Source organism: Nocardia arizonensis (assembly GCF_001310275.1).
GTDB classification, from domain to species: domain Bacteria; phylum Actinomycetota; class Actinomycetes; order Mycobacteriales; family Mycobacteriaceae; genus Nocardia; species Nocardia arizonensis.
Genome location: NZ_LGYZ01000081.1, coordinates 1 through 25,110, shown reverse-complemented (window position 1 = coordinate 25,110; position 25,110 = coordinate 1). Strand labels below are relative to the sequence as shown.

Annotated in this window: 22 protein-coding genes; 21 read left to right on the top strand and 1 reads right to left on the bottom strand. The window is 68.8% G+C overall.

Annotated features, from left to right (window positions below; genetic code table 11):
* Positions 1-71: 71 nt before the first annotated feature.
* The 7 genes from APZ21_RS15630 (at position 72) to APZ21_RS15600 (ending at position 9,436) form a co-directional block, all read left to right on the top strand.
* Complete coding sequence (locus APZ21_RS15630; protein ID WP_054814368.1) at positions 72-1,583, top strand: flavin-containing monooxygenase; 1,512 nt, start codon at positions 72-74, stop codon at positions 1,581-1,583.
* 193 nt (positions 1,584-1,776) lie between these two features.
* The gene (gene yajC / locus APZ21_RS15625) at positions 1,777-2,160 is read left to right on the top strand and encodes a preprotein translocase subunit YajC (protein WP_054814046.1); all 384 of its coding nucleotides are present in this window, start codon (positions 1,777-1,779) and stop codon (positions 2,158-2,160) included.
* A gap of 176 nt (positions 2,161-2,336) precedes the next feature.
* The gene (secD, locus tag APZ21_RS15620; protein WP_054814045.1) at positions 2,337-4,115 is read left to right on the top strand and encodes a protein translocase subunit SecD; all 1,779 of its coding nucleotides are present in this window, start codon (positions 2,337-2,339) and stop codon (positions 4,113-4,115) included.
* The gene (gene secF, locus APZ21_RS15615) at positions 4,112-5,311 is read left to right on the top strand and encodes a protein translocase subunit SecF (RefSeq protein ID WP_054814044.1); all 1,200 of its coding nucleotides are present in this window, start codon (positions 4,112-4,114) and stop codon (positions 5,309-5,311) included. The genes secD and secF overlap by 4 nt, the downstream gene beginning before the upstream one ends.
* 26 nt (positions 5,312-5,337) lie before the next feature.
* Positions 5,338-7,050 carry an ABC transporter substrate-binding protein gene (locus tag APZ21_RS15610; RefSeq protein WP_054814043.1) on the top strand — a complete coding sequence of 571 codons (1,713 nt, stop codon included), beginning with the start codon at positions 5,338-5,340 and terminating at the stop codon, positions 7,048-7,050.
* 37 nt (positions 7,051-7,087) lie between these two features.
* The gene (locus APZ21_RS15605; RefSeq protein WP_054814367.1) at positions 7,088-7,660 is read left to right on the top strand and encodes an adenine phosphoribosyltransferase; all 573 of its coding nucleotides are present in this window, start codon (positions 7,088-7,090) and stop codon (positions 7,658-7,660) included.
* Between the two features lie 186 nt (positions 7,661-7,846).
* Positions 7,847-9,436: an ABC-F family ATP-binding cassette domain-containing protein gene (locus tag APZ21_RS15600; protein ID WP_054814042.1), complete on the top strand. Its 1,590-nt coding sequence runs from the start codon at positions 7,847-7,849 to the stop codon at positions 9,434-9,436.
* Positions 9,437-9,446: 10 nt separating this feature from the next.
* On the opposite strand, the gene APZ21_RS15595 is transcribed toward APZ21_RS15600, so the two are convergent.
* Positions 9,447-10,175: a hypothetical protein gene (locus APZ21_RS15595; protein WP_156371101.1), complete on the bottom strand. Its 729-nt coding sequence runs from the start codon at positions 10,173-10,175 to the stop codon at positions 9,447-9,449.
* Positions 10,176-10,309: 134 nt separating this feature from the next.
* Between APZ21_RS15595 and APZ21_RS34065 the strand changes: the two genes are divergently transcribed.
* The 14 genes from APZ21_RS34065 to APZ21_RS15515 form a co-directional block, all read left to right on the top strand.
* A complete protein-coding gene (locus APZ21_RS34065; protein ID WP_054814040.1) occupies positions 10,310-11,260 on the top strand; it encodes a hypothetical protein in 951 nt (316 codons plus the stop codon).
* Positions 11,257-12,534, top strand: coding sequence for an adenylosuccinate synthetase (locus APZ21_RS15585; RefSeq protein ID WP_054814039.1), 1,278 nt, complete (start codon positions 11,257-11,259; stop codon positions 12,532-12,534). The genes APZ21_RS34065 and APZ21_RS15585 overlap by 4 nt, the downstream gene beginning before the upstream one ends.
* Positions 12,535-12,604: 70 nt before the next feature.
* Complete coding sequence (locus tag APZ21_RS15580; RefSeq protein WP_054814038.1) at positions 12,605-13,231, top strand: NUDIX hydrolase; 627 nt, start codon at positions 12,605-12,607, stop codon at positions 13,229-13,231.
* Between the two features lie 217 nt (positions 13,232-13,448).
* Entirely contained in the window at positions 13,449-14,393 is a 945-nt protein-coding gene (locus tag APZ21_RS15575) for an alkaline phosphatase family protein (protein ID WP_054814366.1), read from the top strand.
* 117 nt (positions 14,394-14,510) lie between these two features.
* Positions 14,511-16,907 carry a RelA/SpoT family protein gene (locus APZ21_RS15570; protein ID WP_054814037.1) on the top strand — a complete coding sequence of 799 codons (2,397 nt, stop codon included), beginning with the start codon at positions 14,511-14,513 and terminating at the stop codon, positions 16,905-16,907.
* A 402-nt stretch (positions 16,908-17,309) separates the two neighbouring features.
* Positions 17,310-18,950 (top strand): cutinase family protein, encoded by a 1,641-nt coding sequence (locus APZ21_RS15560; RefSeq protein WP_054814035.1) that lies wholly within the window; start codon positions 17,310-17,312, stop codon positions 18,948-18,950.
* A 56-nt stretch (positions 18,951-19,006) separates the two neighbouring features.
* Positions 19,007-19,942, top strand: a complete 936-nt coding sequence (locus APZ21_RS15555) for a DUF8176 domain-containing protein (RefSeq protein ID WP_054814034.1) — start codon at positions 19,007-19,009, stop codon at positions 19,940-19,942.
* 15 nt (positions 19,943-19,957) lie between these two features.
* Positions 19,958-20,830: a MinD/ParA family ATP-binding protein gene (locus tag APZ21_RS15550; RefSeq protein ID WP_054814033.1), complete on the top strand. Its 873-nt coding sequence runs from the start codon at positions 19,958-19,960 to the stop codon at positions 20,828-20,830.
* On the top strand, positions 20,827-21,468 hold the full coding sequence (locus APZ21_RS15545; RefSeq protein ID WP_054814032.1) for a hypothetical protein: 642 nt from the start codon (positions 20,827-20,829) through the stop codon (positions 21,466-21,468). The genes APZ21_RS15550 and APZ21_RS15545 overlap by 4 nt, the downstream gene beginning before the upstream one ends.
* A gap of 43 nt (positions 21,469-21,511) precedes the next feature.
* Positions 21,512-21,808: a hypothetical protein gene (locus tag APZ21_RS15540; protein ID WP_054814031.1), complete on the top strand. Its 297-nt coding sequence runs from the start codon at positions 21,512-21,514 to the stop codon at positions 21,806-21,808.
* A gap of 8 nt (positions 21,809-21,816) precedes the next feature.
* Positions 21,817-22,092 carry a hypothetical protein gene (locus APZ21_RS15535; protein WP_054814030.1) on the top strand — a complete coding sequence of 92 codons (276 nt, stop codon included), beginning with the start codon at positions 21,817-21,819 and terminating at the stop codon, positions 22,090-22,092.
* A 31-nt stretch (positions 22,093-22,123) separates the two neighbouring features.
* Entirely contained in the window at positions 22,124-22,744 is a 621-nt protein-coding gene (locus APZ21_RS15530) for a DUF8175 domain-containg protein (protein ID WP_239476649.1), read from the top strand.
* The gene (locus tag APZ21_RS15525) at positions 22,741-23,556 is read left to right on the top strand and encodes a DUF8175 domain-containg protein (RefSeq protein ID WP_054814029.1); all 816 of its coding nucleotides are present in this window, start codon (positions 22,741-22,743) and stop codon (positions 23,554-23,556) included. Before APZ21_RS15530 ends, APZ21_RS15525 begins: the two co-directional genes overlap by 4 nt.
* A 328-nt stretch (positions 23,557-23,884) precedes the next feature.
* A partial coding sequence (locus APZ21_RS15515; protein ID WP_054814027.1) for a hypothetical protein occupies positions 23,885-25,110 on the top strand: 1,226 nt, incomplete at its 3' end.

Below are 25,110 nucleotides of genomic sequence, written 5' to 3'. Positions count from 1 at the left end.
GATGATACAGTCGTCACAAACGGAATGATATGTCATTCTGTGACAAGCGATTCACAATCTGGAGGTTCGACGTGGCGCCTCGGTACGACGCGGTCGTGGTCGGTGCGGGATTCGGCGGAATGGGCGCGGCCATCGAGCTCGACCGTCTCGGCCTGAGCGATTACGTGATCCTGGAGCGCGAGGACGATCTCGGCGGCACCTGGCACGTCAATCGGTATCCGGGTCTGGCGGTCGACATCGCCTCGGTCACCTACTCGTATTCCTTCGAGCCGAACCCGTACTGGTCCAGGCTCTTCGCCCCCGGCGCCGAACTGAAGCGCTATGCCGAACACGTGGCCGACAAATACGGTCTGCGCCGCCGGATGCGCTTCGGCGTGCGCGTCGTGAGCGCGCGCTGGGACGAGCGGAACCATCACTGGGAGGTCGCGATCGCGGGCGGGGAGACCATCACCGGCCGATATCTGCTCACCGCCACCGGATTCCTGTCCCAGCCCTACACTCCGCCCTTCCCGGGTATCGACACCTTCGCGGGCACCATCGTGCACACCACGGCCTGGCCCGACGACCTCGATCTGACCGGCCGCTGTGCGGCCGTCATCGGCACCGGCGCGACCGCGGTGCAACTGGTGCCCGAGGTCGCCCGCGAGGTCGCCGAACTCACCGTCTTCCAGCGCACGCCGATCTGGGTGGTGCCCAAGATCGACACCCGCATCCCGGCCGCGGTGCAGAAGCTCTTCGCCCGGGTGCCCGCCACCCAGCGCCTCGCGCGACTGGCGAACACGAGTCTGCTCGAGGCGCTGATGGTGGTGGGTGTGCTGCACTTCCGCCAGGCCAAACCGCTCAACAAGGCCGCGAGCGCGGTGGCCAAGGCGCATCTGCGGGCACAGGTGCGCGACAAGGACATCCGCGCGCGCCTGACCCCGCACTACGATTTCGGCTGCAAGCGCCCGACGTTCTCCAATCACTACTTCGCGGTCTTCAACCGGCCCGACGTGCACCTCGAGACCGAAACCATCGACCACATCGAGGCCGACGGCATCGTCACCGTCGACGGGCGCAAGACGGTGATCGACACCCTGATCCTGGCGACCGGCTTCAATCTGTGGGACGTGAACTTCCCGGCCATCGAGATCATCGGCCGCGATGGCCGCGACCTGGGGAAGTGGTGGCGCGAGAACCGCTTCCAGGCGTACGAGGGCATCACGGTGCCCGGGTTCCCCAACTTCGTCAGCCTCAACAGTCCCTACTCCTACAGCGGGCTGTCCTACTTCACCACCATCGAGGCGCAGATGAAGCATATGGGCAGGCTGTTCGGGGAGATGTCGCGCCGCGGCGAGACCACCTTCGAGGTCACCGAGAAGGCGAACGACCGCTTCCTGGCCGAGGTCACCGAGCGCCTCGACGATTCGGTCTTCTACGGCGGCGACTGTGCGAGCGCGCGCAGCTACTACTTCAACCCGCACGGCGAGGCCGCCCTGCTCCGCCCCAACAGCACGGTCGGCACGCACCGGCAGGCGGTGCGCTTCCCGCTCGACGACTACACCTTCGGCTCGGCGAACCCGGCGCGAACCCGAACCCGCTGATCCGGGCCCCGGCCATCCCGCATCGGGACCGGACGCGGGATGGCCGGGCGACGGGAAATGCGCCGTGGTGCGGGCATGCGGCCCGACCTGCGAGAGTGGCGAGGGTGTGCGGGTGTGGCGCGCACGATGGTAGCCGGCAGACTGTGTGGGTACCTGTCCAACCACCCACCGACACTAGGGACTGACTTCGACGATGGAACTCCTGTTTCCGCTGCTGCTGGTAGCCCTGCTCGTGCCGATGTTCCTCGGTGTCCGCCGTCAGAAGCGGGAATCCGAGAAGACCGCATCGATGCAGGAAAACCTGAAGATCGGCGACATGGTCACCACCACGTCGGGGCTTTTCGGCACCGTGGTCGAGCTGGATGACGACACCGTCGATCTCGAGATCGCCGAGGACGTCGTCACCACCTGGCTGCGGGCGGCCATTCGCGATGTGCGCACCGTGGACGCGCCCGCCGACGAGACCGGCGTAACACCCGCCGAGGCTCGTGGCGACGAGACCGCCACCGACGAACCCTCGACCGCCGTGGTCGAGGAGTCCGCCGCGCAGACCGAGACCCGGCTGACCAAGGACTGAGCGCCGCCCCCGCACCGAGCGCCGGAGTACCCGGCGCCGGTGCCGTGTGCGGATTCCGTCTCAGGCGGTAGGCTTCGCGGCCGTATCGCCATGCCCCGTCCGCGGGGCGCATCGGCGCTACGGCGGCGCGCGCCCGTCAGTTCCACCCTCGACTTCCCGCCTAGGAGATACCTACTGTGCCACCTTCCCAGGGATCGGCGCATCCGTTCCGGTTGCTCGGCGTCTACGCCGCGCTGCTGGCCGTGATCTATGCGCTGGTGTTCTTCACCGGTGACAACTCCCCGACACCCAAACTCGGTATCGACCTACAGGGTGGAACCCGGGTCACGTTGACCGCCCGCACCCCCGACGGCAGCAAGCCCTCCCAGGACAGCCTGCGCAAGGCCCAGTCGATCATCGAGAGCCGGGTCAACGGTCTCGGCGTCTCCGGCTCGGAGGTCCTGATCGACGGCGACAACCTGGTGATCACGGTGCCCGGCGACGACAGTCAGCAGGCCAGGTCGCTGGCGACCACCGCCAAGCTGTACATCCGCCCGGTGGTGCAGGCACTGCCCGCGCAGAACGGGAAGGCGACGGCCGGCACCGGGACCGGTATCGGCACCGGCGCCGCGACGCCGCAGACCCCTGCCGCGACGCCGACCGCGCCCGCCGTTCCAGCGGGTGATGTGCCCGCGCCGCCTGCCGAGACGCCGCCGCCCGTCGAGGCGCCCGCGGCCCCGCCCGTCGAGGCGCCCGCGCAGGAACCCGCGCCGCAGCAGCGCGTCTTCCCGGCCCAGGCCCCGACCTCGCCTCCCGCCGCACCCGGCGGCAAGTCCGGTCAGACCCCGCAGGAGCAGGCGCAGAAGGAAATCGCCGACGCCAAGGCGACCCGTCAGAGCACCGATCAAGCCGTGCAGCAAGCCGCGATGCTCGCGATGGACTGCACCAAGCCCGATCCGCTCGCGGGCAACGACGATCCGACCCTGCCGCTGGTCACCTGCTCGGTGCCGGGCGCGCAGAACCCCGAGGTGTACCTGCTTGGTCCGAGCCGCATCGACGGCCAGGAGATCAAGGACGCCAAGGCCGGACTGAACTCGCAGCAGGCCCGCCATGAGGTCGATCTCGAGTTCAAGGGCAACGGCAGCGACCAGTGGGCCGCGCTGACCGGTGAGATGGTCAACCAGCGGGTCGCCTTCGTGCTCGACTCGCGTGTGGTGTCCGCGCCGGTGGTGCAGCAGGGTCCGCAGCAGGGCGGACGGACCACGATCTCGGGCAACTTCACCGCCGCGAGCTCCAAGGAATTGGCGAATACGCTGAAGTACGGTTCGCTGCCGCTGTCGTTCCAGACCTCCGAGGCCGAGACGGTCTCGGCGACGCTGGGCCTGTCCTCGCTGCGCGCGGGTCTGCTGGCAGGTGCCATCGGCTTGATCGTTGTGCTGCTGTACTGCCTGGCCTACTATCGCATGCTCGGATTCCTGGCGGGCTTCTCGCTCATCGCCTCCGGTTTCGCGGTATACGGCATCATCGTGCTGCTCGGACGCTGGATCGGCTTCACCCTCGACCTGGCCGGTATCGCCGGTCTGATCATCGGTATCGGTCTGACCGCCGACTCGTTCGTGGTGTTCTTCGAACGCATCAAGGACGAGATGCGCGAAGGCCGCAGTTTCCGCTCGGCGGTGCCGCGCGGTTGGGCGCGCGCCCAGCGCACCAACCTGTCCGGTAAGACGGTCAGCCTGATCGCCTCGGTGGTGCTCTACATCCTGGCCGCGGGACAGGTGAAGGGCTTCGCGTTCACCCTCGGTATCACCACCGTGCTCGACGTGATCGTGCTCTACCTCGTCACCGCCCCGCTCATGATGCTGGCCTCACGCTCGCCGTGGTGGTCCAAGCCCTCGGTGAACGGACTCGGCGCCATGCAACAGATAGCCCGGGAACGCGGCGCGGGCGGCGTCCCGGTGAAGGAGACTTCCCGATGAGCACTCCCACCCTGGAACAGTTCGAGGACGAGCCGGAGCGCGCGAGCGCCCCCCATCACAGCGTCTTCGAACGTCTCTACACCGGTACCGGCGGGTTCGGGATCGTCTCCCGGCGCCGGGTGTACTACGCGCTGACCGCGGCCTTCCTGTTGATCTCGATCCTGAGCATCGCGATTCGCGGCTTCACCCTCGGCATCGACTTCGCGGGCGGCTCGCGCATCCAGTTGCCCGCGGCCGGCAACGTCACCACCCAGAAGGTCGAGGACGTCTACTCGACCACCTTCGGCCACGATCCGGTGTCGGTGCAGCAGGTCGGTTCCGGTTCGGCCGCGACCATTCAGATTCGGTCGGACACCCTCGACGCCCAGCAGACCGCGCAGTTGCAGAACGCGCTGTTCGACGCCTTCCAGCCGAAGGACTCCAGCGGCGCCGTCAGCCGCAACGCCATCAGTATCGCCGAGATCAGCGAGACCTGGGGCGGCGAGATCACCCGGCAGGCACTGATCGCGCTGGCCGTGTTCGTGGCGCTGACCATGATCTACATCGCGATCCGCTTCGAACGCGATATGTCGATCGCCGCGATCGCCTCGCTGTTGTTCAACCTCGTCGTCACCGCGGGCGTGTATTCGCTGGTCGGCTTCGAGGTGACCCCGGCAGCGGTGATCGGCCTGCTCACCATCCTCGGCTACGTGCTCTACGACAATGTCGTGGTCTTCGACAAAGTCGAGGAGAACACCCGCGGCGTACTGCACCTGACCAAGCGCACCTACGCCGAACAGGCGAACCTGGCCGCCAACCAGACCCTGATGCGTTCGATCAACACCACCGTCATCGGCATCCTGCCCATCATCGGCATGCTGGTGATCGCGGTGTGGCTGCTCGGCGTCGGCACGCTGAAGGATCTCGCGCTCGTCCAGCTCGTCGGTATGGTCGTCGGCGCGTACTCCTCGATCTTCTTCGCGGTGCCGGTGCTTGTGTCGATCAAGGAGCGTTACGGCCCGGTCGCCGCGCACACCAAGAAGGTGCTGGCGCGCCGGTCCGGCGCCGCCTCGGCGCGCGCGCGGGCCGAGGCGGAGCGGCGGGTCATCGCGGCGACCGGTCGCCGTCTGCCCGAGGACGACGTCAGAGCGCCGACGGACTCCGCACCGCGCCCCGGTGCGCGCCCGAGCGGAAAGCGGCACAAGCGCAGGCACTGATCCCCCCGACGTAGGGAGTTCGTTCGATGCGAGCACGTCCCGGCGCGCTGGCGCGTCTGATCGCAGCGGTTGCCACGGGCGCCTTGGCCGTCGGCGTGGCAGCCGGGTGTTCGACCAAGAATCAGGTGCCCTCGATCGGCTACGCGGTCGACGCGGCCATCACCACCTATAACGGCGGTACCACCGCGGGCGCCAACGGGGCAGCGCCCGCGGTGTTCGGCAGGGTGCTGACCGGGTTCTTCTACACCGGACCGGACGGTCAGCAGGTCGCCGACACCGACGCGGGCACCGCCAAGGAGGTGCCGGGGGAGTCGCAGACCATCCAGTACCGGCTCAATCCCGACGGCGTGTACTCCGATGGCGTCCCGACCTCGTGCGACGATCTGGTGCTGGCGTGGGCGGCGCGCAGCGGGCGGTTCACCAAACCCGGCGACCGCGGCCCGGTGCCCGCCTTCGACGCGGCGACCACCGCGGGCTACGCCGACATCGAGCGCGTGGACTGCCAGCCCGGCTCCAAGGACGCGACCGTGGTGTTCCGTCCCGACCACCGGTATCTGCCGTGGCGCACCTTGTTCGCCGCGGGCGAGCTGATGCCCGCGCACGTCGCGGCGCGCGCGGCGAATGTGGCGAATGTGGTCTCGGCGTTGCAGGGCACCGATCCCGGTGCGGTGCAGCGGCTGGCCGACTTCTGGAACACCGGATGGAATCTGGGCGGCGGCGTCGACATCTCGCTGTTCCCCTCTTCGGGGCCCTATCGGATCGAATCCTTCGATCCCGAGAACGGTCTCGTCCTGGTCGCCAACGAACGCTGGTGGGGCAACAAGGCCGAGACCGGCCGGATCGTGGTCTTCGGCAAGACCGCCGACCTTCGAGCCAAGGTCGGCGACAACGCGGTGAGCGTGGTCGACATCGGGGCCGATTCGGTGAAGGATCTCGATCTCGGCGGCTTCTCGACCAAGACCGTCGCGGGCCGCGGCGCCGAGCAATTGGTGCTCGCGAGCGGGGGCGTATTCGGTTCGGCGCAGGCCCGGCGCGGATTCGCGCTGTGCGTCCCGCGTCAGGAATTGTTCGACCGCGTCGGCAAGGTGCCCGACGCGCCTTCCGCGGGGCTGGGGTCGGGGCCGTTGAATTCGCGCACCGTCCAGCAGGATTCACTGTTCTACGGCGCGGTCACCGGTGCGTCGGATCGCTATCGGAGCGTCGATATCGCCGGTGCGACGGCCGGATTTGCGGGAACGCCCAACCCCACGGTGCGGATCGGCTATCTCGGGCCCGACGAGCGCCGCGCACGCACCGTCGCGGCCATCGCGCAGTCGTGCAAACCGGCAGGCGTCACCGTGATCGACGCGGGCTCACCCGATTTCACGCCCCGGCAGCTCACCGAGGGCAAGGTGGACGCGATCCTCGGCTCCACCGCGTCGGCGCCGGGTCCGGCGGGATCGCTGAGCGGTGTCGCCGCGTATGCCGCGTTGCGCACCGGTAGCGGACTCAATTTCGGGCGGTTCGGGAACGGCCGTTACGATGCGATCACCGATCAGCTTGCGGCCGATGACAACTCGGCCAACCAGATGGGGCTCCTCACCGAGGGCGAGAACCTGCTGTGGTCGGAGATGCCGAGCATTCCCTTGTTCGCGACCCCGAGGACCATCGGTTTCGCGGATGGTTTGCAGAACGGTGTCGCCGCCCCCGACCAGGCCGGAACGGGCTGGAACATGGACCGCTGGGTGCTGAAGAGGTGATAGGTGTATGTGGGTGAGTGATCATGGAGAGGTGTCGATGAGCAAGCACGCGGCGATCGAATCGGATGACGCAGTCGCCGAACGGACCGCGAACGCGGCCGAGCAGGTCGAGCGTCTGACCCGCTGGCGTGACGATTTCCCGACACCGGGCGTCCGGTTCGCCGATCTCACACCGGTTTTCGCCGATCCCGAGGGTTTCCGCGCGGTCATCGACTGCCTGGCCGCCTGCGCTCCCGACGCCGATCTGGTCGCCGGTGTCGACGCGCGCGGCTTCCTGCTCGGCGCGGGCGTCGCGGCCACTCTCGGCACCGGTGTGCTCGCCGTGCGCAAGGCCGGGAAGCTGCCCCCGCCGGTCATCTCGCGCGAATACACCCTCGAATACGGCACGGCCGCGCTCGAGATCCCCGGTGACGGCATCGCCCTCGCGGGCAAACGGGTGCTGCTGCTCGACGACGTGCTCGCGACCGGCGGCACCCTGGCCGCGGCGGCGAGCCTGTTCACCCAGGCGGGCGCCGAGATCGTCGCCGCGGCAGTGGTTCTGGAACTCACCTTCCTCGACGGCCGCGAGCGTCAGGGTGATCATCCACTGACCTCCATCGTGCGCGTCTAGTTCGCCCGGCCTGCGCCGGTCACCGTCGTGGTCGGAAAATCACTGGCGTGAACCCGGTCGTTGTGTTTACCCTGGACGAGTCCTGTTCCCGTTGATCGGAGTCATGCCGTTGCTCTCATGAGGTAGCGCCTTCGGGCGGCCCGCGATCCGCGCGCCGCGTATCCGTCGCGACCTCTGGGGTATCACATGACCTATCTGTCTTTTTCCGATCTCACGTTTTCCTGGCCCGACGGCACCCCCGTCCTCGACGGACTCGGCGCGACATTCGGACCGGGGCATATCGGCCTTGTCGGCGGGAACGGCGCGGGCAAATCGACCCTACTGCGCCTGATCGCGGGCGAACTGACCCCGACGCGCGGTTCGGTCACGGTCACCGGTCGCCTGGGGTATCTGCGGCAGGATCTCGGACTGTCTCCCGGGCAGCGCGTGGACGCGGTGCTCGGCATCGCCGAGATCCGCGCGTCGCTGCACCGCATCGAATCCGGCACCGGCGACGAACGGGATTTCGAGGTGGTCGGCAGCGCGTGGGATGTCGAGGAGCGCGCGATCGCGCTGCTCGGCCGCCTCGGGCTGCACTATCTCCTCGATTCGGCACCGCAATTGGACCGCACGTTGGAAACCCTTTCCGGCGGTGAGACGGTGCTGCTCGGCCTGGTGGCCCAATTGCTGTCCGAACCGCAGGTGCTGCTGCTCGACGAGCCGACAAACAATCTCGACGGGGTCGCCAGGGCACGGCTCTACGAGGTCATCGTCCAGTTCCCCGGGACCGTGCTCACCGTCAGCCACGACCGAGAGCTGCTCGAGCGCATGGGCACCATCGCCGAACTGCGACACGGTGAATTGCGGCTGTTCGGCGGCAATTTCAGCGCCTACGAGCACATCGTGGCGGCCGAACAGGAGTCCGCGCGCGCCGCGGTGCGCGATGCCCGCGGCGATGTCCGCAAGCAGGCGAGGGAATTGGTGGAGGCCCGCGTCAAACTCGACCGGCGTCAGCGCTACGGCCGCAAGATGGCGGAGAACAAGCGCGAACCGAAGATCGTGATGGGTATGCGGAAACGGGCCGCGGAGGTGTCGGCGGGCAAACTGCGCAACAACCACATCGAGAAACTGGATACCGCCAGGGAGCATTTGGCCCAGGCCGAGGAATTGGTGCGCGAGGATCGCGAGATCCGCGTCGAGCTGCCGGATACGCGGCTGTATCCCGGTCAGAACGTGGTGGAGCTCGACGCGGTGGAACTGGCCTGCGGTCCGACGGTGAGTCTGCGGATCACCGGTCCGCAGCGCGTCGCCGTCATCGGTCGCAACGGTGTCGGCAAGTCCACGCTGCTGCGCCGGATCGCCGACGCGCCGCCCGAGGTGCCGTGGCGCATGCTCGCCCAGCGTCTCGACATCTTCGACGAACAGCGGTCGGTCTTCGACAATGTGGCGGCGAGCGCGCCGCACGCTCCGCCGGAGCGGATCCGGGCCCAGTTGGCCCGCTTCCTGTTCCGCGGCGCCGCGGCCGATGTCGCGGCGGGCACATTGTCGGGCGGTGAGCGGTTGCGTGCGGCCCTGGCGATGCTGCTCATCGCCGAACCCGCGCCGCGACTGCTGTTGCTGGACGAGCCGACCAACAATCTCGATCTGCCGAGTCTGGAGCACCTGACCCAGGCGCTGGCCGGTTTCGAGGGCGCCATGGTCGTGGTCAGCCACGATCCGCGCTTCCTCGACGAGATCGGGGTGACCCGGCGGCTCGAGCTCACCGCGGAAGGACTGGTCGAGCGGGCCGACGCCTGATCGAGGCAGTTCAGAACTCGCGTACCGGCAGGGCGAGGGTGTCGAAGGCGGCCTCGAGGAATTCGTCGGGCAGTCCGGTGCCCGACCAGGTCCAGTCCGCCGGGCTGACCGCCTCGGCGACCTCCTCGACCGCCCAGCCGGCCCGATCGGGTTCGTCCATCGGAATGCGCAGGGCGATCACGGCCCAGGTGGTGAGTTCATCGATGCCGAGGTACTGCCACCATTCGGCATCGCTCCAGCCGAGGCGTTCGGTGGCGTGTTCGGTCCAGGCCGCGCGATAGAGCAGGGTGAGCGCGGTGCGCGGATCGGCGTCGGCGGCGGCCACGGCCGCGCGCACGGTGCGCACCAGACGCAGTTCCTGGGAGCGGGGATGGCGGGCGAAGAAGCTCAGGTTGTCGCGCAGAGTCGCGCGAAAGGCGCGTCCCCGTCCCAGATTCCAACGATCGGGCGGTGCCCAGAGCCGGCCGGGACCGTCGCCGAGTCCGGCGGCGTGGGCGCGCGTGGCGATATCGCCGAGGACGGCGTCGCGCCAGCCGATTCCGTAGGCGGTCTGCGCGGCCACGATCGCGTGCACCTGTTCGTCGGTCGCCGCACCGTCCAGCAATTCCGCTCCGCAGCCGTCCCAGAGCAGGGTCAACGCGGCCAGCACGGCATGCCTGCACTGCGCGTCGAGTTCACGTCGCGGAATGTCGGTCCACGGCAGCAGTGCCAGGTAGGTCCGGTCCCACAGTTCTCGCACCGCTGAATTGTTCACTACCGCTTCGGTGATCGCTAATCCACCCGGCGGTGTCGTGCCGTCGGGACCTCCGGCTCCCTTGACCCGTGAGTTTTAGTCCTTTACACTAAAATCATCCCGAGGCGAGGAGAACCGAGATGGGATACGGATACTGGGATGACACGGCGTATCACGCGGCGAAGACCTACCGCGCCAGCCGAGGGCTCGACGACTTCGGCTACACCGCCGAGATGCGCGACACGCCGCGCGCCGCGTGGACCGCGCATCCCGACCTCGACCCGCTCGGGGTGGGGATGCGCGAATGCCGTGACTCGGCCGAACACGGTGCGGCGCTGCCGGTCGCGGTGCTGTTCGACGTCACCGGCTCGATGGGGCAGGTGCCGATCATCATGCAGGCCAAACTCGGGCGACTGCACGGACTGCTGCGGGCCAAGGGCTATGCCGACGATCCGCAGATCCTGTTCGGGGCGATCGGCGACGCCGATACCGACCGGGTGCCCTTGCAGGTCGGACAGTTCGAATCCGACAACCGGATGGACGAACAACTGCGCCGCATCCTGCTCGAGGGCGGCGGTGGCGGTCAGAAATCCGAAAGCTACGAATTGGCCGCGTATTTCATGGCGACACATGTCGTCACCGACGCCTGGGAGAAGCGCCGCCGCCGCGGCTACCTGTTCCTGATCGGCGACGAGATGAACAAGGCGCGGCTGGCGTCGCGGCATATTCGCGGTGTCATCGGCGATCATGTCCGCACCGATGTCGAGGTGAGCTCGATCTACCGGCAACTCGCCGACAGATGGCACGTGTACTACATCCTGCCCGACCAGTCGAGCTACTACGACGATCCCGAGATCGAGAGGCACTGGCGCGATCTGCTCGGGCAGAATTTCATGAAGCTCGACGATCCCGCCGCCGTCTGCGAACTCATCGCGCTGACCATCGGATTGGGGGAGGACCGCGTCGACCTGTCCACGGGCCTGGCCGATCTGCGCGACGTCGGTTCGACCGCCGAGGCCGCCGCGGTCGGAAAGGCGCTGGGCGGCAACGGTGTCGGCGCGCCGCGGGCACTACCGGGCGGGGCGGCGTGAATTCGCTGCTCGACGGGCACGTCGTCGTGGTCGATCTCGGCTTCGGAGACGCGGGCAAGGGGGCGACGGTGGACTGGCTCTGCGCCGCCCCCGCCCCGGTGCCGGTCTCGGCCGTGGTCCGCTTCAACGGCGGTGCGCAGGCGGCGCACACGGTGATCGCGGACGGTCGATGCCACACCTTCGCCCAATTCGGCTCCGGCACCTTCGCGGACGTGCCGACCCTGCTTTCGCGGTACATGCTCGTCGAACCCATCGCCTTGGCCGCCGAGGCGCGGCGACTGTCCGACCTGGGTGTCGCGAATCCGCTGCGGCTGTTGCGCGTCGACGGTCGCGCCCTGCTCACCACGCCGATCCATATCGCCGCCAACCGTGCCCGCGAAGCGGCGCGTGGCGCGGCGCGACACGGGTCGTGCGGTCGGGGGATCGGTGAAACGGCCCGCTACGCACTGGAACACGACGCGCCGCGGGTCGCGGACTGTCTGCGGCCCGCGGTGCTCGAACGGAAGCTGGATCTGCTCGCCGCGTGGTACGCGGATCTCATCGGCGACGGCCCGTACGGACACGAGCCCGTCGCCGCTCTGGTGGCGGCGTATCGCGAATTCGCCGCCGCGGTAAGGATAGTCGGACCGGGTGAGCTCGCCGCCCTCGCCGCACGCGGGCGCCTGATCTTCGAGGGCGCCCAGGGCGTGCTGCTGGACGAATGGCGCGGGTTCCACCCGCACACCACCTGGTCGACGGTCGAACCGAGCGGCGCCCGTGCCGTGCTCGCCGAGATCGGCGCGACCGCACACATTCTCGGCGTGACCCGCACCTACGCGACCCGGCACGGCGCGGGCCCGTTCCCGACCGAGGACGCCGCCCTCGAGATTGCCGAACCCCACAATGTCGACGGCCCCTATCAGGGCCCCTTCCGGGTCGGTCACGCCGACCCGATCCTGCTGCGCTACGCCGTCGCGGCCTGCGGCGGCATCGACGGGCTCGCGCTGACCCATCTGGACGCACCGGATACGGTGCGCGCCGCGACCGGATACCGCACGCCGACCGGAATCCGCACCGACCTGCCGCTGGGCCGGTGGCGCGATCTGAGCCACCAGAGCCTGCTCACCGAGGTACTGCGCACCGCCGAACCCGTGCTGGCGGACCTGCCCGCCGATCGCGTCGGATGGCTGGAGAAGCAAACCGGAGTTCCGGTTCTGCTCGTCTCCGACGGTCCCGACCGCACCGATCGCCGCGCGCGGATACTCGCCGAATCCTCGACCGAACCCGGGCATTGAGCCGGGCGGACCCGTCGGTGTCCGAGGCGGGGCGGCGGGCGGGCGCGTCCATACGGCAGGATGGTGCGCCGTGGAGCAATCGGTGGTCTCGGTCGATGTCGTGACACTGCGGTACTGGCCCGAGGATTCCGGTGTCACCTTCGGCATCGCACCCCGCGCGCACGCGCCGTTCGCCGGCGAGCTCGCCCTGCCCGGTGTGCTGCTCGGCCGCGGTGAACGGCTGGCGCTGGCGGCCCGCCGCGCGGTGCACGCCAAACTCGGGGTGCCCGAGGCGGCCATCGGCGCGGTCGGTCAGCTGGTGACCTTCGACGAACCCGCGCGCGACCCGCGCGGTCCCACCCTGTCCATCGCCATGTGGGCCGTGGTGGCACCGCACCGGGACGGCGCGGCGCGGTGGGTGCCCTTCGACGATGTGCCCGCGCTGGCCTTCGACCACAATCGCATCGTGGAGGTCGCGCGCGGGTATCTGGCCCGGCTGCTGTGGAAGGACCTGCCGTTCACCCGTGCGCTCACCGGCGAGGAATTCCCCGCCACCCGCGCGGTCGAACTGAGCGCCGCACTCGTCGGCGCGCGGCCCGATCCGGCCAATCTCAATCGCACGCTGGCGACGATTCCTGGACTAGAGCGCACCGCCGAACGCCGCCGCACCAAGGCCACCGGACGCCCGGCGGCGGTCTGGGCGTTCGCGGCCCGATAGCGGACCCGCCCGTGCTCGCGCAGACGAACCGCACTCGGGGACCGCTCGCGTTCACCAGTCGTGCACCCGCGTGTGAGGTGTGGGTATAGCCGGACGCTATCGCCTGTTCAAATGTCGTTCAGCGAGGCGACGCGCGCTCACGCGGGCGGTGAAACGTCCATGAACTCCCCGCGCGGACCCTGTCGCCGCCACGGCCGCGCACCGCATGGTGCACGGTATGAAACGCAGGCAGTTGCTGGCGAGATCGGTCGCGGTGACCACCGCCGCACTCCTGCCCGCCGCGCCCGTCCGCGCCGCCGCGCGCTGCGCGAAGGTCGTGCTCATCGGCATCGACGGAATGCTGTGGACCCGGGTGCGGCAGGCGGGCGCCACCGCCTTGCCGCGCCTGGCGGAGGAGGGTTTGCTGGCGCGTGGCTCGCTCGGTTCGCACATCAGCGTCTCGGGCCCGTCCTGGGCGACCGTGCTGACCGGGGTCTGGGATCGCACGCACGGCATCACCGGCAACTCGTTCGACGCCCGCCCGTTCGCGGCCCATCCCACCGTCTTCACCCGGCTCGCGCAGGCGCGCCCCGAATCGAAGACGCACTGCGTCGCGACCTGGGACATGATCGCCGTCATGGCGGGCAGCGGTGATCCACGCGCCGATGTCGTCGTCACCACCGCGCCGGTGCCCGGCGACGGGGACGAATCGCGCACCGACGCCGCGACCGCCGACGGGGTCGTCACCGCCATCACCCGCTATGCCCCCGATCTCCTCTTCACCCACCTCGACCAGGTCGATCACGCGGGCCACTTCGCGGGCGGCGCGCGTTCGGCCGCCTATCTCGACGCGATCTCCCGGGTGGACGCGCAGGTCGCGCGGATCGTGGCCGCTGTCGACGCCCGCGCCGCCGCCCATACGGAGGAGGCGTGGACGATCCTGGTCACCACCGATCACGGCCACCGCCCGGCGGGCGGGCACGGCGGGACGACCCCGGACGAGACCGCCACCTTCGTCATCGCCCGCGGACCCGATTTCGCGGCGGGCGCCACCGCGACCGACATCACCTTGGTCGATATCACCCCGACCGTGCTCGACTTGTTCGAGCTCCCGCCGGACCCAGCCCTCGAGGGCCGGTCCTTCCTGCGCCGATCCGCCCTGCGACCGGTGGCGAGCCGCTAGTATCGCGCTCCGGCAACCGCGGGCCCACGCATGTCCGCGCACCGGACTAAAGTTGTGGTCTGGGCGGTTGCAGCGTTCGGATACGGTGGTCCGATCGCGGTGTGGAGAGGCGGTGGCATGACTCAGCATCTGGATGAGGTGAACGTCGAGCAATCGGCGGGGTCCGAGCCCGCCGCGGCGGCCCCCGAGATACCGTCCGCGTCGCGTCCGGCCGCCGACACCGCGCCACAGCGGCCTGCGGGCGCCTCGGCCGCCGTGCCCACCTCGGCCTCGCGCCGCGTGCGGGCACGGCTGGCCCGCCGGATGACCGGTCAGCGCGGTATCGCCGCGGTCAAGCCGGTGCTGGAACCGCTGGCCACGGTGCACCGCGAGCTGTACCCGAAGGCCAATCTGACGCTGCTGCAACGCGCTTTCGACGTGGCCGACGAGCGGCACGCGCACCAGTTCCGCAAATCCGGCGATCCCTACATCACACATCCGCTCGCGGTCGCCAATATCCTCGCCGAACTCGGCATGGACACCACGACGCTGGTCGCCGCGCTGCTGCACGACACCGTCGAGGACACCGGCTATTCGCTCGAGCAGCTGACCGCCGATTTCGGTCAGGAGGTCGCCCATCTGGTCGACGGCGTGACCAAACTCGACAAGGTCAACCTCGGCGCGGCCGCGGAGGCCGAGACCATCCGCAAGATGATCATCGCGATGGCGCGCGATCCGCGCGTACTGGTCATCAAGGTCGCCGACCGCCTGCACAACATGCGCACCATGCGCTTCCTGCCGCCGGAGAAGCAGGCCAAGAAGGCCAAGGAGACACTCGAGGTCATCGCCCCGCTCGCCCATCGCCTCGGAATGGCGACGGTCAAGTGGGAGCTCGAGGATCTCGCGTTCGCGATCTTGCATCCCAAGAAGTACGACGAAATCGTGCGTCTGGTGGCCGATCGCGCGCCATCGCGTGACACCTATCTGGCCAAGGTGCGCGCCGAGATCGTCAACACCTTGGCCGCGTCGCGGATCAACGCGATCGTGGAGGGTCGCCCGAAGCACTACTGGTCGATCTATCAGAAGATGATCGTCAAGGGTAAGGATTTCGACGACATCCACGATCTGGTCGGCATTCGCATCCTGTGTGACGAGGTGCGCGACTGCTACGCCGCTGTCGGCGTGGTGCATTCGCTGTGGCAGCCGATGGCGGGCCGGTTCAAGGACTACATCGCCCAACCGCGCTACGGCGTCTACCAGTCGTTGCACACGACGGTGGTCGGGCCGGACGGCAAACCGCTGGAGGTGCAGATCCGCACCCAGGACATGCACCGCACCGCGGAGTTCGGTATCGCCGCGCACTGGCGGTACAAGGAGACCCGCGGCAAGCACTCCACCGACAGCACCGAAGTCGACGACATGGCCTGGATGCGCCAGCTGCTCGACTGGCAGCGGGAGGCCGCCGATCCGGCGGAGTTCCTGGAGTCGCTGCGTTTCGACCTGAAGTCGCCGGAGATCTTCGTCTTCACGCCCAAGGGTGACGTGATCACGTTGCCGCAGAAGTCGACTCCGGTCGATTTCGCGTACGCGGTGCACACCGAGGTCGGGCACAAATGCATCGGGGCGCGGGTCAACGGCAGGCTGGTCGCGCTGGAGCGTCAGCTCGAAAACGGTGAAGTGGTCGAGGTTTTCACCTCCAAGGCGCAGAACGCCGGTCCGAGTCGGGACTGGCAGAACTTCGTGGTCTCCCCGCGCGCCAAGGCCAAGATCCGGCAGTGGTTCGCCAAGGAGCGCCGCGAGGAGGCGCTGGAGAACGGCAAGGAGCAGATCTCCAAGGAGGTCCGCCGGGTCGGTCTGCCGTTGCAGCGTCTGATGAGCGTCGACGCCATGACCGCGGTCGCCCACGAACTGCACTACTCCGACATCTCCACCCTCTACACCGCGGTCGGCGAGCACCAGGTCTCCGCGCATCATGTCGTGCAGCGGCTGATGGCCCAACTCGGCGGCATCGGCGACGTGGAGAACGAACTGGCCGAGCGGTCGACACCCTCGACCACCCCGGCCCGGCAGCGCACCATCGGCGACGCGGGCGTGCTGATTCCCGGCGCCCAGGGCACGGTGGCGAAGCTGGCCAAATGCTGCACCCCGGTGCCGGGCGACGAGATCATGGGCTTCGTCACCCGCGGCGGCGCGGTGAGCGTGCACCGCACCGACTGCACCAACGCCGGATCGCTGCGCGACCAGTCCGAGCGCATCATCGACGTGGAGTGGGCGCCCTCGCCGTCGTCGGTGTTCCTGGTGGCGATCCAGATCGAGGCGCTAGACCGCACCCGGCTGCTCTCCGATGTGACCAAGGTGCTGGCCGACGAGAGGGTCAACATCCTGTCCGCCTCGGTCACCACACACGGCGACCGGGTCGCCATCAGCAAGTTCACCTTCGAGATGGGCGATCCGAAACATCTCGGGCATCTGCTCAACGTGGTGCGCAATGTCGAGGGCGTCTACGACGTCTACCGCGTCACCTCGGCGACCTGACCGCCGCGCGGCGGGTGCGCCGCGCGCCGCGGTGCGGTGTGTGGGCGGTGAATCGCTCGGGGCGGTAACGACTCTCGGTGATCTCGCGTGCGCGCGAAGGATTCGCCGCGCATTGCGGAGTCGCCGGAGATCAGCCGATTCGCGGTGACCGGCCCCGCGAGTGTCCGACGGCCGCCGGCGCATGATGTTTCGGGCGCTTGACGACTCTGTTGCGTCACGGGCGAATCGATCGGAAACTTGCCGACACTACACGGTTGGCGCGCCGCCGCGCGCGTGGTCCGCATCGGCGTTTCGCGGAAAGTTTTCGTCGTGTCACCGGTCATAGCCGGAATCTGTTACCGTCTATTGCGTTTCATGGCGTTGAGGGTAACTGCGGCAACACGAGATTGATTGCGGATCGCTATGACTGATTACACCGCGCGAATACCGGGGATGCTCGTCGCAATCGCCGTTGCTGTGGCGATCCCGACGGCGGCTCCGGCCTTCGCGCAACCCTCGAATCCCGTTGCGCCGTCAGCGCCGTCGACGGATCTGGTCATCGAGACCTGTCCCGCGCTCTACGCGCTCGGTGTGCAGGGCACGGGAGAGTCCTCACCGGACGCCGCGCCGACGACCGACACGGGCATGCTGTCCACGGTCTTTCGTCCGATGATGGCCGCGGCGCCGCAACCCGGACTCGTCGACCGCGCCTACGTGCCATACGAATCCGCCTTCGGCGGCGTCGACGCCAAGAGCGTCACCCCGTACGTCGACTCGGTCGCGGGCGGACTCGTGCGCTTGCGCACCATGGCCAAACAGGTCGCCGATCGTTGTGCCGCCACCCGATTCGCCATCGTGGGCTATTCGCAGGGAGCCCACGTCGCCTCGATGTTCGCCCAGGAGGTGGGCAAGGGTTCCGGGGTGATCCCGGCCGATCGCGTCGCCGCGGTGGCGTTGTTCGCCGATCCGACCCGCAATCCCGGTGCGCCGCTGTTCCCCGGCGCGCCGGGCAAACAGAGTCCCGATCCGGCGCCCGGCACCGACGGCGCGGATATGGCCGAGGTCGCGGCGCTGCCGGTCGCCCCGGCGGCGGGCGGCGGAATCGGCCCGGAACGGGACAAGGCGCCGAATTTCGCGGCGCTCACCGGACGGGTCGCCAGCTTTTGCGCGGCGGGCGATCTGGCCTGCGACGCGCCGACCGGCTCGCCGATCCTGCGCGCGGTCGCCAATGTCGCCGGGCAGACCACGCTCAGCGGCGGTGATCCGATCGCCTCGCTGGTCTCGATCTCCCAGGCACTGGCCTACACCTCGATCAAGACCGTGGCGGCGGTCGCCACCCAGGACGTGCAGGGCACCACGCTGTCGAATCTGTCCATCAGCCCGCGCGAATCGATCTCCCAGCGCATCGCCGACGCCTCCGATCCGCGCGCGCCGCTCGATGCCGCCGCCGCGGTGCGGGCGCTGCTGCGGGTCGGGATGATCGGGCTGAACGCGGTCGCCACCGTCGTGCGCACCGTGCTGAGCCCGGCCGCGATCTCCGAGCTGGCCACCGCCGGACTGGCGAATCCCGCGGCCGGAATGACGCTGCTCGGCACGAAACTGGCCGGGGCGATCCCGGAACTCGTGCCGCCGACGACGGTCTCGCGCCTGGTGAACCAGGCATACCGGGCGGTGGAGCAGAACTTCACCGACAATCGCGAACTGCTCGATCTCACGACATGGGTGCGCTACTGGGACACGGTGCAGCGGCACGGCGCCTACAGCACCGGGGCCGCCGTGACCAACGGCGAGGCGCCGACCCGGTTCGTCGCGGACTGGTTCGCCGCACTCGCCAGGGATCTGGCCCGCAGTTACGGCACGGGTGCCGTCGTACAGGGTAGCAAGCGAGTGGCCGGATTCTCAGGTGACGGAACCGGCGCGTCGGCTACACCGAATTCGTCCGGTACGGGACAATTTCCGTTCGGGACGGGAGCCGGTGGCGCCGCATCCGGCGGCGCGACCTCGAACCCGCCCACCGAGCGACCCGGCACCGCCGACAACGTCTACCCGTTCGCCACGAACTGATCGCCGAGAGGTCCGACGATGCGACACCACGTGCCCTGCGCTGCGGGAATGGGGGAATGTTGAAGCCGTACAAAGAACTGTCGCGCTGGTACGGCGCGCTGGAACCGGACTCGACGTCCGCCCCGTCCGCCGAGGACACGACGAGCGCGTCGCCGCCGCAACCCGGAGACGAGGGGCAGGCCCGCCATCCGGCCCACATCGGCGAGGACGATCCCGAGCGCTCACGCGGTCCCGTCGAGGTGCCCACCGACCTGCCCGCGCGGCGCAGCGAATTCGTCGGCGGCTGGTCGGACTGGGTGGCCGCCGACCACGCGCCCGGACCCGACGACGACTACGAACCCCGCCCGAGCGGTCCGGTGCGCTTCCCGTGGCCCGAGGACGACGACATCGATGACGGTCCCCTCGAACGCTCGCACACCGGTGCGCATCCGGCGCTGCGTACCGCGGCGCGCAGGCATCCGGCGGCGCGGCGCGCGCGGTTTCTGATGGTGTTGCTCGTGATCGTACTGCTGTTCGTCGTCGCGGGTCTCGGTGTGCTGTGGCTGCTGCGCGCGGGCGGACGTGAGACCGCGGCGCCGCGGCCGATGCAGTTCACCGCGGGCAGCGTCCGCGCCGACGCGGCCGCGGACTGCCCCACCGAACGCTCGGTCGGGGTGGTGCGCGGCGCCGAGGCGGGCGGCACCGAATCGGGGCCGGACGCCGTGCTCGCTTTCCAATACGCTTACTACGTCGCACGTTCGGGTGAACAGGCGCGCGAGGTGGTCGCACCCGACGCGCCGATCTCCGCGGCGGCGGTGATCCAGCGCGGAATCGACAGCATTCCGCCCGGGACCACGCACTGCGTGCGGGTGGTCACGATCACCGACAACAGGTATTCGGTCGAGGTCACCGAATACCGGCCGGGCGGCGCACCGGCCACGTACAACAGGCAGACGGTCACCACCGCGGTGATCGGCGGTCGCACCCTGATCACGGGTATCGCGGCCGGATAAGGAGAGCTGAGAACGATGGGAGAGGACTGGAGCCGCTGGCTCGACGAGGCGCCCCGGGAACGGGGCGCGGCGTCGGGCCGACAAGTGCGGTCCAAGGCTCCGGTGGTGCGGCTGCGGCGCAGACGAGACGACGACGCCGAGGTGGCTCAACGGCCGATCCTCGTGGTCGGCGGCTGCGGCGGCGCGGGAACCACCACGACCGCGCTCGGCATCGCCGGTGAACTCGGACTCGCGGGTACGCCGACGGTGGCGGTGGACGCGACCGCGGCGGGCAGTGATCTGGCTCTGCGCGGCGCCGACGAACATCTGCATCCGATCAGCCTCCAGTCCTGGCTCTACGGCCGCGGTGGCGACGAACCCGCGCCGCTGAAGGAATGTCTGTCGCTGGCGACCTCGGGTATCGGACTGCTGTGGCGCGACGCCGCGCCGCTGCGTCGCCGCGCCACCTATCTGACGGTGGCACGCGCGGTCACCGAGGCGGGCTACACCGCGGTCTACGACGGTGGCAATCCGATTGCCGGACAGCAACTGCGACCCCTGCTCGATGACGCGGACGTGGCGCTGGTGCTGGCGATCCCGGCACGCACCGATGCCGCCAATCGGTTGCGGGTGAGCTTGGAGTGGCTGGACGACCAGTACGGGTCTGCGGTCGAGGGGCAGGGCGACGGAATCGTCGGTGACACCACGATTGTCATCTCCCATCAGTATCCGGGGGATGACAATCGGGTAGCCGAACATTTGCGAGAACATCTGTCCGGCTGGGTGCGCGATATTCGCGAGATTCCCTACGATCCGCATCTGGCGCGCGGCGAACTCGTCCGGCACACCTCGCTCGCCGAGTCGACCAGGCGGGCGTACGCGGAGTTGCTGGCGGGGGTGGCATCATGACCGCCGCCATGAGACTTCCCCGCAAACACGATCCCCGGCCCGTCGGTGTGGTGGCGCCGCCGGAGTCCCGTCGCGCCCCGGTGTGGGAGCGTCCGGTGCCCGGCGTCGGCCGCGCGCCGCTGGTCTGGCTGCTCGGTGTGCACGGCGGAGCCGGAGCCACTACGCTCGCGCATGTGCTTGCGCCCGCGGCGGATTCGAGCCGCCGCTGGCCCGGCGTCTTCGAGCGTGAATCCCCCTTTGTCGTGCTCGTGGCCAGGGAGACGATCCCGGGGCTCACCCGCGCGCACGATCTGCTGCGCCAGCACCATTTCGGCTTCGGGGGGCCGTCGCAGGTGATCGGCCTGCTCACCGTGGCCGCGCGACCGGGCCGGATTCCGGCCGAGATCCGCCGCTACCGCGATGTGGTGGGATCGCTGGCGGGTCCGATGTGGCAGGTCCCGTGGTACGAGGAATGGACGCTGGTCGAGGCCGAACAATTGCCGGTCTGGTCGCCCGGCGACCCCATGCCCGAGCGCAAGCGCAAGATCGATCCGCTCGAGGAGGTCCCGGTCGAGGTTCGCGAACTCGGCGCCGATATCGTTGCCGTGGTCCGCGAAAAGCTCGACGCCCGTTCGTCTTTCGAGGAGGAGGAGCCGTAATGGCCAGCACCGGGTTGACGCACACCAACGAGAAGGGTTGCCGATGAGCATGATTCTCCTCGCCGTGCAGGACACGTACGGCACCGTTCTCGCCCAGGTCGGTAATCCGACGCCGGAGGCGCCTCCCGGGTCGGAGAAGATCCTGCAACTGGTCAGGTATCTGACCTGGTTCGTGCTGCTGTCGGGTATCTGCGGCATCGTCTACGCGGGCGGCAAGTTCGCGTGGGAGAGGTGGTCCGGTGGCGGCCTCGAATCGCCGAAGATGGTGGCGGGCGCGATGATCGGCGGTGTCGTCGCCACCAGCGCGGGCACCATCATGAACGCCGTCATCGGAACCTGAGGGCGGCCATGTCCACTGCGCGGATCACCGCGAGCGAGCTGCTCGCCTACAAACAGATGCCCTCCGATGTCCTCGAACCGCTGATGCAGCTGCTGAATTGGCTGCTGTGGTTCGTACTGCTCGTCTGCCTGGCGTGGATGATCCTGTCCGCGGGCAGGCTGTGGAACGCCGTTCGCAGCGATATGGCGGTCAACGACGCCACCCACGGGGTTGTGATGAGTCTGATCGGCGCGACGGTGGCCAGTACGGCCTCCGCGATCGCGCTGGCCATCCTGCCGGCGTGAGCGATCGGTACCTGATGGGGACGGTTGCGAGATGAACTCCACAGTGATGCGGTCGCACGCGGTGCGTGTGGTCGGCGCCGCGCTGTTGGCGGTGTCGGGATGCGGCGCGGGCGGCGACGGTCCCGCCGCGCCGGACCTGTCGGCCGCGCCGACGCAGGTGCGCTGGCAGGACTTCCATGGCGTCGCCCTGCCGCGGACCGCGCAGGGGCCGAAGTCGATCACCGACGGCGCCGCCGTCGAGTTCGAGCATTCCCCGCCGGGGGCCGCGGTGGCCGCGATCACCCATACGGTGCGCCTGTCGGTGGCCACCGACGATCAGTGGCCGAAGGTGGTGGCCGGGGAGGTCGTCCCGGGTCCGGCCCGCGACGAGTGGTCGGTCAACCGGTTGCAGTTGTCGATAACCGGTCCGGCCGCACCGGAATACGCGCCGCGGCTGCTCGGATACCGGATCACCGAGTACACCGAGGACCGGACCGCCGTGGACGTCTACACCGAGTACTCCGACGGTTCGAAGGCGGTGAACCACACCACCGTCGAATGGTTCCAGCAGGACTGGAGGTTACGACTGCCCGATCCGGAATCGACAGCGCGGCCCGTCGAGGCCATCGATGAACTACCCGACGACATCGTGACATTGGAGGCACCGAAGTGAGTCAGAAGGAGCCCTACGCGCGCGAGCGCGTCTCCTTCGGTGTCATCGCGTCCGCGGCGCTGCTGGCACTGATTCTGGTGGTCGGCATCGTGATGTATTTCGGGCGTGACGATTCGGAAATCGCGGACGCGGGCGGTAGCGCCGCGGCCGCGGCCGGCGGTGAGGGATTCGCCTCGCCGGAGGTGGACATACTCGGCAGGCGCATCGATATCCCTAACAACGCTGCCGGACAACCTCTTTCGCAGGATCCCTCGCGTCAGCGCAAGCCCACCGACAGCGACTGGCTGACCGCGGCGCCCGAGGGCACCCGCTCTCCGTTCGGCTGGCAGCGCGTCTACGGCGCATCGGTGCCGTTCTCGACCTCCGATGGGCCGACCCGCATCGAAGACGGTTTGGCTGTCGGCTATTCGCACACCCCGCAGGGCGCGGTGCTGGCCGCGGCGCAGATCACCTACCGGCTCAACGCCCGCCCGGCCGACCGGGAACTGTATCTGCGGCAGGTGCGGGTCTCGGCGACGCAGATCGCGGCCTACGATAAGGCGCTGGAGGAGAATCGGCTGCCCAAACAGCAGCCGGAGCGGGTCACCCGCTATTTCGTCGCCTCCGACGCGTTCAAGGTGGAGAACTACGCCGATGATCTCGCGATCATCCGGCTGGCCTCCCGGGGACCGTCCGTTGACGGCAAACAACTGTGGGCGGCACTGCGTTTGGTCATGGTCTGGGACGCGGGCGACTGGCGCCTGAAGCCCTCGACCACCAGTGGCTCCCAGACCGAGTACATCGAATCGATCGAAGGGTGGACCGCGTGGTGATCCGTCGCCGGGCAGGCCGTATCGGTCCGCCGAATCGCATTGTGATGCCGAATCCGTTGTCCCGCATGCCGAGACCGCTCGCGCCGCGCCGGATCGACGGCGCGGCAGCGGATAACGAGCGTGACGCGGAACATATCTTCGGTGGTGCACCGGATTCCGCGATCGCCGCCGACCCGCCACCGGTACGGGAGACAATGAACAGCCGACCGGATGCGGTGGGCGCGGGCCGGACGGTCGTTCGGCGAGAAGACGATCGGACATTCGGGCCGGTGGCAGGCGAACAGCGGCTACGGATCGGGTCCCTGCGACGCAGCGAGGGGTGGACACAATGGTGAGGCGGCTTCTGACGATCCTCGCGGTCATCTTCACCGTGATGATCGCGACACCGACGGTGGCCTACGGCCAGACCTACGGTTTCGACGACACCTGCAACGAGATCCACGACACCCTCGACAACGTCGGCCTGCCCGGTGTCTCGCTGGGCGACGCGGCCTCGGCGGCGTGCAAGGCGGGCAATGCCGCGTCGCATCCGAGCGACGCGGCGACCGCCATCAAGGACAAGGCGTGGGACTCCACCTTCGGCAAGGTGGTCGATTCGCTGATGAAGGGTCTCGGCGAGGCCATCATCCTGGCGTTGACCTTCTGGATGAAGGTGCCCAACGAGGCGGCCAGCGACAACGGTTCGCTGTTCACCAAGATCAACGACTACACGTATCAGATACAGATACTGTTGCTCATAGCCTCGGTGATCCTGACAGGCGCGCGATTGGCCGAGGCCAGACGCGGCGCGGCGGTGAGCGAGGCGGCCGAATCGTTCCGCATGTTCGCGCGGGTGGTGTTCAGTTCCTGGATGCTCGGCGCGGTGATCGTCGCGGGCACGCAGGCATCGGACCGCTTCTCGGAGTGGGTGATCCAGGACGCGACCAACGGCAATGCCAAGGATCTCGCCGAGTTGATGGTGAAGACCAGCAAGTTGCAGGCGTTCTCGCCGGGGCTGGTGCTGATCATCGCGATCGTCGGCCTGCTCGGCGCGCTGGCGCAGATCGTGCTGGCCATCGTGCGCCAGGGTCTGCTGCTCGTCGCCGCGGGTGTACTGCCACTGGCGGCCGCCGCGTCCGGGATGAATATCGGCAAGTCGTCCTATCAGAAACTGGTCGGCTGGATCATCGCCTTCATGCTGTACAAGCCGGTGGCGGCCATCGTCTACATGATCGCGTTCACCACCGCTGGCCATGTCGACTCGATGACCTCCACCAGCGGACTGCCCGAAGGTGAGGAGGCGCAGCGCATGTTGGTCGCCATCGTGCTGTTGTGCAGCGTCGCCTTCGTCCTGCCCGCCCTCATGCGACTGGTCACCCCGGCCGTGGCGATCGTCGGTTCCGGCGGTTCCGGTCTGACCGCGGCGGGCGGCACCCTCGTCGCGGCCGCGGCGCTGGGCGCGATGGGCACCAAGGCGGTCGCGGTGCGCGCCACCGCGGGCGCGGGCTCGCCCGGCTATGTGGGCGGCGGCGGCGCGGGTCCGCGCCCGGGCGGAGTCGGGCGCGGCGGCGGGCC